This is a genomic window from Mycobacterium scrofulaceum (assembly GCF_001667885.1).
Lineage (GTDB): Bacteria > Actinomycetota > Actinomycetes > Mycobacteriales > Mycobacteriaceae > Mycobacterium > Mycobacterium scrofulaceum_C.
Genome location: NZ_LZJW01000118.1, coordinates 1 through 11762, shown reverse-complemented (window position 1 = coordinate 11762; position 11762 = coordinate 1). Strand labels below are relative to the sequence as shown.

Sequence of the window (11762 nt, the reverse complement as noted above, 5' to 3'; positions counted from 1 at the left end):
GCGCCGCTGCACCGGCGCGTTGGATTGCGCTCGAGCTCAGACCCGTACGCGCGCTAGCACTTTGCGCCGCTGGGCGGCGTGGCGCCGCCGACCAGATACGCCGTGACGTAGTTGTCGATGCACCCGTCGCCCTGGAACACGACCGTGTGCTGAGTGCCGTCGTAGGTGAGCAGCGAACTGCGCAGCTGGTTGGCCAGATCCACGCCGGCCTTATAGGGGGTCGCGGGGTCGTGCGTGGTCGACACCACCACGGTCGGCGCCAGCCCAGGCGCGGAGATGGTGTGCGGCTTGCTCGTTGGCGGCACCGGCCAGAACGCGCACGTGCCCAGAGGTGCGTCGCCGGTGAACGTGCCGTAGCTCATGAACGGGGCGATCTCCCGCGAGCGCCGGTCTTCGTCGATCACCTTGGCCCGGTCGGTAATCGGCGGCTGGTCGACGCAGTTGATCGCGACCCGGGCGTCGGTGGCATTGGTGTAGTGACCGTGCGCGTCGCGGCGCATGTACATGTCGGCCAGGGCGAGCAGGGTGTCGCCCCGGTGGTTGACCAGTTCGCTCAGTCCGTCGGTCAGGTGATGCCACAACGTCGGCGAGTACAGCGCCATGATGGTGCCGACGATCGCGTCGCTATAGCTCAGTCCCCGTGGGTCGTTCGTCGGCGCGGGCCTGCCGACCATCGGGTTGTTGGGGTCGACGAGCGGGTCTACCAGGCTGTGGTAGACGTCGACGGCCTTGGCCGGATCGGTGCCCAGCGGGCAGGTCGATTGCTTCGCGCAATCGGTGGCGTAGTCGTTGAACGCGTCCTGAAAACCCTTGGCCTGTCGCAGGTCCGCCTCGATCGGGTCGGCGTTGGGGTCGACGGCGCCGTCGAGGATCATCGCCCGCACCTTGTCCGGGTAGGCCTCGGCGTAGGCGGAGCCGATCCGGGTGCCGTAGGAGTAGCCGAGGTAGGTCAGCTTGTCGTCGCCGAGAGCCGCGCGGATCGCGTCCAGATCCCGCGCGACGTTGACCGTGCCGACGTTGGCGAGGAAGTTCTTGCCCATCTTGTCCACGCAGCGGCCGACGAATTCCTTGGTCTCGTCCTCGATGTGGGCCACGCCCGCCGGGCTGTAGTCGACGTTCGGCTCGGTGCGCAGCCGGTCGTTGTCGGCGTCGGAGTTGCACCAGACCGCCGGCCGCGACGACCCGACCCCGCGGGGGTCGAAGCCCACCAGGTCGAACCGTTCACGGACCCGCTTGGGCAGCGACTGCACGACGCCCAGCGCGGCCTCGATGCCGGATTCGCCGGGGCCGCCGGGGTTGATCACCAACGAGCCGATCTTGTCGCCGGTGGCGGGGAAGCGAATCATCGCCAGCGTCGCGACGTCACCGTCGAGGTGGTTGTAGTCGACGGGAACCGCGAGCTTGCCGCACAGCGCTCCCGCGGGAATCTTGGCCTTCGGGTTCGCCGACCGACACGGTGTCCACTCCACCGCCTGTCCCAGCTTCGGCTCGGCCAGCACGGCGCGCCCGCCGACGACGCGCACGCAACCCGCGAGCAGGAGCGCTACAGCAGCGACCGTTGTCCAAACCAGCAGCGTGCGCGCGACCTTGACGCGGCGAGACAGACCCATGCCAACATATGCTGCCAGAGGAAACCTGAGATCCTCATGAGCGGCACCACCGTCCGGCTACCGGGTGACCGCCAGCAGCTCTTCCATCGCCACCGCAAACTCGTCGGCCATCTCCCACAAGTCGGGCAACAGGTCCGGGCACGAGAGCAGCCCGACGTCCAACTTGCCCTGCAGCGACATGGCGGTGATGTTGAGTCCGGACCCGTGGAAGATCGGCCCCAACGGATACATCGCCTTGACCTCGCAGCCCAGCATGTACAGCGGCACCTGCGGGCCCGGAACGTTGGACACCACCAGGTTGTGCACGGGCGTGGTGTCGGTGAACCGCGTCCTGGCGTAGAGCCGCATCGCGATGCCGAAGACGGCGGGCGCCGCGAATTGCGTCCAGTCCTGCAACAGCGAGGCGCCGATGGCGGAACTGTGTTCTTTGGCAACCGAATTCGCGTGTGCGATGGCCTTCAGGCGCTCGGCCGGGTCCGCGACGTCGGTATGCAGGCTGGAGAACATGGCCGACACCTGGTTGCGGCCGGGCCGGTCGGATTTGCCGTGCACGGAAACCGGCACCGACGCCACCAGGGGTGAGTCCGGCAAAGCGTTGCGGTCGGCCAGGTATTGGCGCAGCACGCCGGAAACCAGCGCCATCACCACATCGTTGACTTTGACGCCGAAACGGTTCTTCACCCGTTTGACGTCGTCCAGGTTCAATTCGGCGTAAGCGATGTTGCGGCGGCCGGTGATCCGCGCGTTGAACGCGGTCGCCGGCGCGGCGAACGGCCGCGCCATGGCTTGGCCCTCGAGCGCCCGCCGCAGGGTCGCGACCGCCGAGGACACGGTGTCGGGCACCACGTTGGCGAGGTGCAGCGGCCGGGCGGCGAACCGGACCAGCCCGCCCGCGGCGATCTGCCATCCGCTGGCGCCGCCCACCCCGCCGGCCGGATCCGGGGGCGGCGCGTCGGGTTCGGTGCTGCACAGCTGCGACATGAGGTTGGCGCCCGTCACCCCGTCGACGCCGGCGTGGTGCACCTTGGTCATCACGGCCAGCCGCCCGTCGCGATGGCAGTCGGTGCCCGCCACGCCTTCGATGACCCACATCTCCCACAGGGGGCGGCGCCGGTCCAACGGCGACTCGGCGATGTGACCGCAGATCTCCGCGAGCTCGGCCCGCCCGCCGGGCGCCGGCAGGGCGATGCGGTGCAGATGCCGGTCGAGGATGAAGTTCTCGTCGTCCACCCAGACCGGATGATCGAGGTTGAGCGGGCTGTCGGCCAGCTTCTCGCGAAACTCGGGGATGGCCTTGATGCGGAGCGACAACGCGTCGCGCAGCCGATCGAAGGTGTACCCGCCGGGCATCGTCGAGGTGTCCAGCTCCATGATCGAGCACACGTGCATCGGCTGCGACGAGGTCTCCAGGTAGAGGAAGCTGGCGTCGAGTCCGCTGAGCCGCTGCATGTCCGCATGGTATGTCTCACATCACACGGACGGTGCAACGGCGCAGCGGAGATGGCAGAATGGCACCGTCAGACGAACCCGGGGACCCGATCAGGGCCACGAGGATCGACCCGACCACCACTAGGGACAATGATGTCTGAGCAGAACGTCTATGGTGCAGCCACGTCCGAGCACACGCCGCCGCTCACCAAAATCCGCACCCACCACCTGCAGAAGATGAAGGCCGAAGGGCACAAGTGGGCCATGCTCACGGCCTACGACTATTCGACCGCCCGGATCTTCGACGAAGCCGGCATTCCGGTCCTGCTGGTCGGCGACTCGGCCGCCAACGTCGTCTACGGCTACGACACCACGGTCCCCGTCTCGATCGACGAGATGATTCCGTTGGTCCGCGGCGTGGTGCGCGGCGCCCGGCACGCCCTGGTGGTCGCCGACCTGCCGTTCGGCAGCTATGAGGCGGGGCCGGCCGCGGCCCTGGCGTCGGCCACCCGCTTCATGAAGGAGGCCGGCGCGCACGCCGTCAAACTCGAGGGTGGCGAGCGGGTGGCCGAGCAGATCGCCTGCCTCACCGCGGCGGGCATCCCCGTGATGGCCCACATCGGATTCACGCCGCAGAGCGTGAACAGCCTGGGCGGCTTCCGGGTGCAGGGCCGTGGCGACGCTGCCGAACAGACCGTCGCCGACGCGATCGCCGTCGCCGAAGCCGGCGCGTTCTCCGTCGTCATGGAGATGGTGCCGGCCGAATTGGCCACCCAGATCACCGGCAAGCTGACCATCCCGACCATCGGCATCGGGGCGGGCCCGAACTGCGACGGCCAGGTATTGGTCTGGCAGGACATGGCCGGGGTCAGCAGCGGCAAGGCCGCCCGCTTCGTCAAGCGGTTCGCCGACATCGGTGGGGAATTGCGGCGGGCCGCAATGCAATATGCGCAAGAGGTGGCAGAGGGTACCTTCCCCGCCGAGGAGCACTGCTTCTGAGGAGATCCGGACGCCGCTGACCACCAAAAGCGAAACTCGTTGTGTGGCAGGCGGGTACGATTGCTCTTGGATAAAGTCTCGACTTAAGCAAGGGTGACCACATCGACCGGGGGATTCGCGGTGACTTCGTGCACCGCCGAACGGTGCTGAAGATTCCGCTGCTGCTGGCAGGAGGCACCGCACTGGCCAAAGCACCACGCGCGGCGGCGCAGCCCGCGCCCGGCACCTCACCGCAGGCGGGCCGCTGGTCCGTCGAGCGCGCCAACCGGTGGTATCAAGCGCAGGGCTGGCCGGTGGGTGCGAACTACATCACGTCGAACGCGATCAACCAGCTGGAGATGTTTCAGCCGGAGACGTTCGACCCCCGGCGCATCGACACCGAGCTCGGCTGGGCGCGCGCCAACGGGCTCAACGCGGTGCGGGTCTTCCTGCACGATCAGCTTTGGACGCAGGATCGCCGGGGATTCCAGGCCCGCCTCGCGCAGTTCGTCGACATCGCGGCGCGCCACGACATCAAGCCGCTGTTCGTGTTGTTCGACTCCTGTTGGGATCCGCACCCCGAGGCCGGTCCGCAGCGCGCGCCGACGCCCGGCGTCCACAACTCCGGTTGGGTGCAGAGCCCGGGGGCGCAACGCCTCGGCGACCGCGGCTACGTACAGACCCTGCGCGGCTACGTCACCGGGGTGCTCACCCAATTTCGCACCGATGACCGCGTTTTGGGCTGGGACCTGTGGAACGAGCCCGACAATCCGTCGAAGTACTACCGGCCGGTCGAGCGGGACGACAAGCTCGATCTCGTCGCCGACCTGCTCCCCCAGGTGTTCGGCTGGGCCCGCTCGGTCGATCCGTCCCAACCGCTCACCAGCGGCGTTTGGGACGGCGAATGGGCCGACCCCGGGCGCCGCAGCGTGATCAGCGGCATCCAGCTGGACAACTCGGACGTGATCACGTTCCATTCCTATGCCGCGCCGGCGGAGTTCGAGGGCCGCATCGCCGAGCTCACCCCCCAGGGACGCCCGATCCTGTGCACCGAATACATGGCCCGCTCGCTGGGCAGCACCGTGGAGGGAGTCCTGCCTATCGCCAAGCGCTACAACGTCGGCGCGTTCAACTGGGGACTGGTCGCCGGGAAGACTCAGACCGTATTCCCCTGGGACTCATGGGAGCACCCGTACACCGCCGTGCCGGCCGAGTGGTTCCACGACCTGCTCGCGCCCGACGGGCGACCGTTCCGCGATCCCGAGGTTCAGACGATTCGCGAGCTGAGCGGCCTGGCGATGCATCTGCGCGAAGACCCGCCGCCCGGCTGACCACCGGCACCGACTCCGTCGACGGCGCGGATCACACGGCGGCCCATCGCCGCCATTCGCGTAACCGGGGTGTGGCAGGCTATGGGAGCCCATCACCACCGCCCCCGACGTTCAAGGCCGCGGCGACGCGCCCTCAACGGAGCCGAAAATGCCTGCAAAAGCGCCGCAGACCTCCCGCCACCTCGAGGTCGAGCGCAAGTTCGATGTCGGCGAGTCCGCCGTGTCCCCTTCGTTCGAAGGCATTGCGGCGGTGGCGCACGTCGACAAGTCGCCGACCCAGACGCTGGACGCGACGTACTTCGACACGCCGAACCAGGACCTGGCCCGCAACAAGATCACCCTGCGCCGCCGGACCGGGGGCTCCGACGCGGGGTGGCACCTGAAGCTGCCCACCGGTCCCGAGGCGCGCACCGAGGTTCGGATGCCGCTGGACGCGTCGGAGTCCGACGCCGTGCCCGAGGAGTTGCTGGACGTCGTCCTGGCGATCGTCCGCGACCGGCCCCTGGTGCCGGTCGCGCGGATCACCACCCGGCGCGAAAGCCAGGTGTTGTACGGCGCCGACGGCGCACCGCTGGCGGAGTTCAGCAATGACCACGTCACCGCCTGGTCGGCCCGTACCTCCGAGGACGCCGACCTCGAGCCCACCCAGCAGGAGTGGCGCGAGTGGGAACTCGAACTCGTCGAGTCCAACGGGGCGCCGGACACCGGCCTGCTCGACCGGCTGGGCAACCGGCTGCTGGACGCCGGCGCCGCGCCGGCCGGCCACGCCTCCAAGCTGGCTCGGGTGCTCGGATCCACGCCGCAACCCGGCGCCGAGGAGCCCGACGGGCACCCGCTGCAGCGCGCGGTGGCCGCGCAGATCCGCGAACTGCTGGTGTGGGACCGGGCCGTGCGCGCCGACGCCTTCGATTCCATCCACCAAATGCGGGTCACCACCCGCAAGCTGCGCAGCCTGCTGCGCGACTACCAGGAATCGTTCGGATTACCCGACGACGGCTGGGTGCTCGACGAGCTGCGCGAGCTGGCTGGCATCCTCGGCATCGCGCGCGACGCCGAGGTGCTCGCGGAGCGTTACGAGCGCGAACTGGACGGGTTGACACCGGATTTGGTGCGCGGGCCGGTGCACGAACGGCTGGTCGGTGGCGCCCAGCGCCGCTACCAGACCGGGCTGCGCCGGTCGCTGATGGCCATGCGGTCACAGCGCTACTTCCGCCTGCTCGACGCGCTCGACGCGATCGCCGCCCAACCGCCCGACAGCGCCACGGGCGAAGACCACGCGCCGGTCACCATCGATGCCGCCTACAAGAAGGTGCGCAAGGCCGCCAAGGCCGCCGCCCAGGTCGACGAAAACCACCCCGACCATCCCCATGAGCGCGACGAGGCGATCCATCGGATCCGCAAGCGGGCCAAGCGCCTTCGCTACACCGCCTCGGCCACCGGTGAGGACAAGGTGTCCGAACAGGCGAAGGCCGTCCAGTCGCTGCTCGGCGATCACCAGGACAGCGTGGTCAGCCGCGAGCACCTGCGGCACGAATCCGAAGCCGCGCACGCCGCCGGCGAGGACACCTTCACCTACGGCCTGCTGTATCAGCAGGAGTCCGACTTGGCCGACCGGTGCGAGCAGCAGCTCGACGACGCGTTGCGCAAACTCGCCAAGGCGGTGCACAAAGCGCAACGCTGACGGGCGGACGAGTTGGCCTGTAAGCCGGATTCTGTTCTGCGCGCCGCCGGTAACCGGAGACGCGCAGCGGCGACCATCCATCTGGACACACCGTTGCCGGGTGCCTCGAGCGGCCTACCCGCAGGCTCGGGCGAGCAACCCTCGAACGCCTGCGCGGCCGCACCTTCCGGTGCGGCCTTCTTGGCCTTGCTTCGGGTGGGGTTTGCCTAGCCACCCCGGTCACCCGGGATGCTGGTGCGCTCTTACCGCACCGTTTCACCCTTACCACCGCGAGGGTGGCGGTCTGTTTTCTGTGGCACTTTCCCGCGAGTCACCTCGGATTGCCGTTAGCAATCACCCTGCTCTGTGAAGTCCGGACTTTCCTCGAACCGCCTAGCGACGGTCCGCGGCCGCCCGGCCAACTCGTCCGCGACGATCCACGGTACTACCTGCGCGATGCCGGGGCCAGCAACCATCGCGCTCTATCGTGGACCGAGTGGACCGGTGGAACAAACGCGTCGAATCCGGCGACTGGGACGCCATCGCCACCGCGCTGGACGAGTACGGCGGGGCGCTGCTGCCGCGGTTGGTCACCACCGGCGAGGCGGCCCGGCTGCGCACGCTCTACCGTGACGACGGCCTGTTCCGCTCGACCATCGACATGGCGCCCCGCCGCTACGGCGCAGGGCAGTATCGCTACTTTCACGCGCCCTATCCCGCTCCCATCGAGGAGCTCAAACAGGCGCTCTATCCGCGGCTGTTGCCGATCGCCCGCGACTGGTGGGCCAAGCTGGGCCGTGACGCACCCTGGCCGGACCGGTTGGACGATTGGCTGGCAACCTGTCATGCCGCCGGCCAGACGAAATCCACCGCGCTCATGCTCAAGTACGGCGCGGGCGACTGGAACGCGCTACATCGAGACCTCTACGGCGACTTGGTGTTTCCGCTGCAGGTGGTGATCAACCTCAGCGAGCCCGGCACCGATTACACCGGCGGCGAATTCCTGCTCGTCGAACAGCGAATGCGGGCCCAATCCCGCGGCATGGCAACACAATTGCCGCAGGGGCACGGCTTCGCGTTCACCACCCGGGAACGGCCGGTGCCCTCGAGTCGCGACTGGTCCGCCGCGCCGGTGCGCCACGGCGTGTCGGTCGTGCGCTCCGGCGAACGCTATGCCCTTGGGCTGATCTTTCACGACGCGGCCTGAGGGGCACCCGGCCCGTCGCCACATCATCACGTTGTCGGTCACGGTCCCGACTTGCCCGTTCGGACCGGTCGCCTCGCGTTCGGCCGCCTCAGCCCGCACCCGGGCCCACCGGTCGGCGTCCAACCGCAACGAGGCGAGCACCTCGTCAATACCGGGTAGGCGGTGATCGTCGTGCTCCGCCCACGGCGGGGGCGCTCCATGGTCGACGATCAACAGCACGCCACCGACGTTCACGTGCTCGGCCGCGCGTCGCAGCACCGCCGCACGGTCCAACCGGGCCGGCGAGTGCAGATACTGGGCCGATACCAGGTCGAACATGCCGTCGGGAAAGCTCTCGTTGAGGTCGTGTTGCTGAAAGTCGATCTGCGCGAGCAGATTCCGTTCCGCGGCCGCCTCCCTTCCGCGTTGCAGCGCGGTGGCCGAGACGTCGACGGCCACCACGCGCCAACCGCGTTCGGCCAGCCATAGCGCGTCGGCGCCCTCCCCGCAGCCGAGGTCGAGGGCACGGCCGGCCGGCACGTCGGCGACCACTTCGGCAAGGCGGGGATTGACCCGTCCGCTCCACACGTGCCCCGTCGAACGGTAGCGCTCTTCCCAGAACTCCTGGGCATCATCCGATTTGCAAGAAGTTTCCATGCCGCGAGATTGCCCAGCGCCGTTCGCTTTGCCAAGCTTATTTGCCATGCAGGCAAACTCCGCTCCCGATATCGACCTTCAGGTGCGCCGGCGGCTGCGGGAACTGCGCATCCAGCGGGGCATGACGTTGCAGGAGGTGGGTGTGCGCGCCGGGATCGACATCTCGACGCTCAGCCGCCTCGAGTCGGGCAAACGCCGGCTCGCGCTCGACCACCTGCCCCGCCTCGCACAGGCCCTGTCGGTCAGCACCGACGAGTTGTTCGCGCCCTCCGAACCCCACGACCCGCGGGTGCGCGGGGCGGCGCACACCCACCACGGGGTCACCTACTGGCCGCTGACGCGCCAGGGCCCCGCCGGCGGGCTGCACGCCTTCAAGGTCCGGGTCAGCACCCGGCGCCGCACCCCGCCCGCGGAACTGCCGGTACACGAGGGCCAGGAGTGGATGTACGTCCTGTCCGGTCGGCTGCGGTTGGTGCTGGGCGACCGCGACTTCACCATCGCACCGGGGGAAGCGGTCGAGTTCTCCACCTGGACACCGCACTGGTTCGGGGTGGTTGACGGCCCGGTGGAAGCCATCATGATCTTCGGGGCGCACGGCGAGCGGCTTCACCTGCACAGTTGACGCCCGCGCACCGATTGTGCGGCCGCTTAGCATTGACCATTGCCCGGCGGGGATGTTGGTGCCAGTCTGACCAGATGACAGATACCGAAGGGTTCGTCGACCAAACGGTCACGGGTCTCGCGGAGCCGCAGCCGATGTACAAGGCGCTGCGCGAATCGAACCCGGTGTTCCGGTCGCCGCAGGCGGTGGTTCTGAGCCGGTTGGCCGACATCGAGATGGCGCTCAAACACACGGAACTGTTCTCGTCGAACATGGATGCGGTCGATCTGGGCAACGTGCGACCGCTCATCCCCCTGCAGATCGACCCGCCCGAGCATGCCAAGTACCGCCGCATCCTCGACCCGCTGTTCACCCCGCGCGAGATGGCCCGGCGCGAACCCCGCGTCACCGAGCTGGTGAACGAGATGATCGATCGCTTCGCCGAACGGGGCGAATGCGACTTCCACGCCGAGTTCGCGGTGCCCCTGCCCTGCACCGTCTTCCTGCAGCTGCTCGGGTTGCCGCTGGAGGACCTTGACAAGTTCCTGGAATGGAAGGACGGCGTGATCCGGCCCGAAGGGGACTCCGGCTTCGACCGCCGCCACGAGAGCTCCGCCGGGGTCGCCCAACAGATCTACGACTACTTCGACCGCGCCATCGACGACCACATCGCCCACCCCCGCGACGACGTGCTGTCGGCCATGATCGCGGCCGAGATCGCCGGGCAGCCGCTGTCGCGCGAAGAACTCCTCGACATCTGTTTCCTCTTCCTGATCGCCGGCCTGGACACCGTGACCGACTCGCTCGACTGCTTCTTCGTGTACCTGGCGCGCCACCCCGACCACCGTCATCAGCTGGTCGAGCAGCCCGACGTGCTGCCCAGCGCCGTCGAGGAGTTGTTGCGCTGGGAGACACCGGTGCCCGGTGTCGCCCGCGTCGCCATCCAGGACGTCGAGGTGGGCGGGTGCCCGATCAGCAAGGGCGAGCGGGTCAGCCCGTTGCTCGGGGCGGCCAACACCGACCCCGCCGAGTTCACGGATCCGGAGCTGGTGGACTTCACCCGCAACCCGAACCGGCACCGCGCCTTCGGCGGCGGCCCGCACCGGTGCCTCGGCTCGCACCTGGCCCGCATGGAGCTGCGGGTGGCGTTGCGCGAATTCCATCGCCGCATACCGGATTACGAGATCAAGCCCGGTACCCAGCTGGCCTATACCGCCGCGCTGCGCTCGGTGGAGTCACTGCCGCTGGTGTTTACGGCGTCATGACCCGCGCCGGCGACGATGCAGAACGAAGTGATGGGGTGGGGGCACCTCCCGCTTGCGGGGGAAAGCGGCGCTTATGACTGAGGTCTCGGTCGACCCCGACCGCTGCACCGGGCACGGACGCTGCTACACGTTGGCGCCCGACGTCTTCGACGCCGACGAGATGGGTCACTCCGTCGTGCTCGTCGGTGAGGTCTCCGGCGGGCTCGAGGCGCAGGCCGTCACCGCGGAGCAGAATTGCCCCGAAGGCGCGATCTCCCTAACCCGTTGAAGCAGAACGTGACTGCGGAGGCCGCCGCGCCGTCGAACGAGCGGATTATGGCCGGGGTCGCCGCCGCGGCCGTCGCGCTCGGGGTGGCCCAGCTGGTCGGCATCCCGTTCGGTGCGCGGGCCGACGCGCGGGCGGCGATCGGCGCGGCCGTCGTCGACCTGACACCGGGACCGGTCAAAGAGTGGGCGATCCAGACCCTGGGCACGTTGGACAAACTCTTCCTGGCCGTGGCCGTGCTGGTGGTGATCGCCGCCATCGCCGCCATCGCCGGGACGTTCGAGACGCGGCGCCGCCCGGTCGGTAGCGCCGTGATCGCCGCGGCGGGCGCGCTCGGATGCGTCGCGGTGCTGTCGCGGCAGGGCGCCACCGCGCTCGACACGATCCCGACCATCGCGGGCGCCGCCTGCGGCGTGGCGGTCCTGCGGCTGCTCACGCTTCGTTCTCGGCCGTCCCCCGAACACGACGGGCCGGTCGACGGCAGGCGCAGGTTGATCGTGCTCGGCGTGCTCGGATTCGGAGTGCTGAGCGGCGTGGCGGGCGCGGTCATCACGCGATTGGTGCATTCGGTGGCCGCGGACCGCACCAGCTTCGCGCTGCCCAAACCGCGCATCTCGGCGCCCCCGATACCCGCCGATGTGCAGCCGAAAGGCGTTGCGCTGCCGAGCTTCGTCACTCCCAGCGCCGACTTCTACCGGGTGGACACCGCGCTCGCCGTCCCCCAACTCAGCCACTCCGACTGGCGGCTGCGCATCCACGGCATGGTGGACCGGGAAGCGAC

Annotated in this window: 9 protein-coding genes, 1 other RNA gene and 2 pseudogenes; 8 read left to right on the top strand and 4 right to left on the bottom strand. The window is 68.9% G+C overall.

Going from position 1 to position 11762, the window contains the following annotated elements; genetic code table 11:
- Positions 1 to 53: 53 nt before the first annotated feature.
- Both A5681_RS17845 and A5681_RS17840 read right to left on the bottom strand, forming a co-directional pair.
- On the bottom strand, positions 54 to 1610 hold the full coding sequence (locus tag A5681_RS17845; protein WP_067277792.1) for an alpha/beta hydrolase: 1557 nt from the start codon (positions 1608 to 1610) through the stop codon (positions 54 to 56).
- Positions 1611 to 1667: 57 nt separating this feature from the next.
- Positions 1668 to 3059, bottom strand: a complete 1392-nt coding sequence (locus A5681_RS17840; protein ID WP_067277789.1) for a WS/DGAT/MGAT family O-acyltransferase — start codon at positions 3057 to 3059, stop codon at positions 1668 to 1670.
- A 132-nt stretch (positions 3060 to 3191) separates the two neighbouring features.
- On the opposite strand from A5681_RS17840, the gene panB reads away from it, so the two are divergent.
- The 3 genes from panB (at position 3192) to A5681_RS17825 (ending at position 7028) form a co-directional block, all read left to right on the top strand.
- On the top strand, positions 3192 to 4037 hold the full coding sequence (panB, locus tag A5681_RS17835) for a 3-methyl-2-oxobutanoate hydroxymethyltransferase (RefSeq protein ID WP_067277823.1): 846 nt from the start codon (positions 3192 to 3194) through the stop codon (positions 4035 to 4037).
- 128 nt (positions 4038 to 4165) lie between these two features.
- Positions 4166 to 5347: a 1,4-beta-xylanase gene (locus A5681_RS17830; protein WP_067277786.1), complete on the top strand. Its 1182-nt coding sequence runs from the start codon at positions 4166 to 4168 to the stop codon at positions 5345 to 5347.
- 148 nt (positions 5348 to 5495) lie between these two features.
- Entirely contained in the window at positions 5496 to 7028 is a 1533-nt protein-coding gene (locus A5681_RS17825) for a CYTH and CHAD domain-containing protein (RefSeq protein WP_067277783.1), read from the top strand.
- A gap of 4 nt (positions 7029 to 7032) precedes the next feature.
- On the opposite strand, the gene rnpB is transcribed toward A5681_RS17825, so the two are convergent.
- Positions 7033 to 7433, bottom strand: an RNA gene (rnpB, locus tag A5681_RS17820) — RNase P RNA component class A.
- Positions 7434 to 7503: 70 nt separating this feature from the next.
- Between rnpB and A5681_RS27805 the strand changes: the two genes are divergently transcribed.
- Positions 7504 to 8214, top strand: coding sequence for a 2OG-Fe(II) oxygenase (locus A5681_RS27805; RefSeq protein ID WP_067277779.1), 711 nt, complete (start codon positions 7504 to 7506; stop codon positions 8212 to 8214).
- 12 nt (positions 8215 to 8226) lie between these two features.
- Here the strand turns inward: A5681_RS27805 and A5681_RS26665 are convergent.
- Positions 8227 to 8850: pseudogene (locus tag A5681_RS26665) on the bottom strand (class I SAM-dependent methyltransferase); the annotation flags it as partial.
- A gap of 46 nt (positions 8851 to 8896) precedes the next feature.
- Here A5681_RS26665 and A5681_RS17805 point away from each other — a divergent pair.
- The 4 genes and pseudogenes from A5681_RS17805 to A5681_RS17790 form a co-directional block, all read left to right on the top strand.
- Complete coding sequence (locus A5681_RS17805; protein WP_067277772.1) at positions 8897 to 9472, top strand: helix-turn-helix domain-containing protein; 576 nt, start codon at positions 8897 to 8899, stop codon at positions 9470 to 9472.
- 74 nt (positions 9473 to 9546) lie between these two features.
- The gene (locus tag A5681_RS17800; protein ID WP_067277770.1) at positions 9547 to 10716 is read left to right on the top strand and encodes a cytochrome P450; all 1170 of its coding nucleotides are present in this window, start codon (positions 9547 to 9549) and stop codon (positions 10714 to 10716) included.
- A 73-nt stretch (positions 10717 to 10789) separates the two neighbouring features.
- A complete protein-coding gene (locus A5681_RS17795) occupies positions 10790 to 10984 on the top strand; it encodes a ferredoxin (protein ID WP_067277768.1) in 195 nt (64 codons plus the stop codon).
- Positions 10985 to 10992: 8 nt separating this feature from the next.
- Positions 10993 to 11762, top strand: a pseudogene (locus A5681_RS17790) (oxidoreductase); the annotation flags it as partial.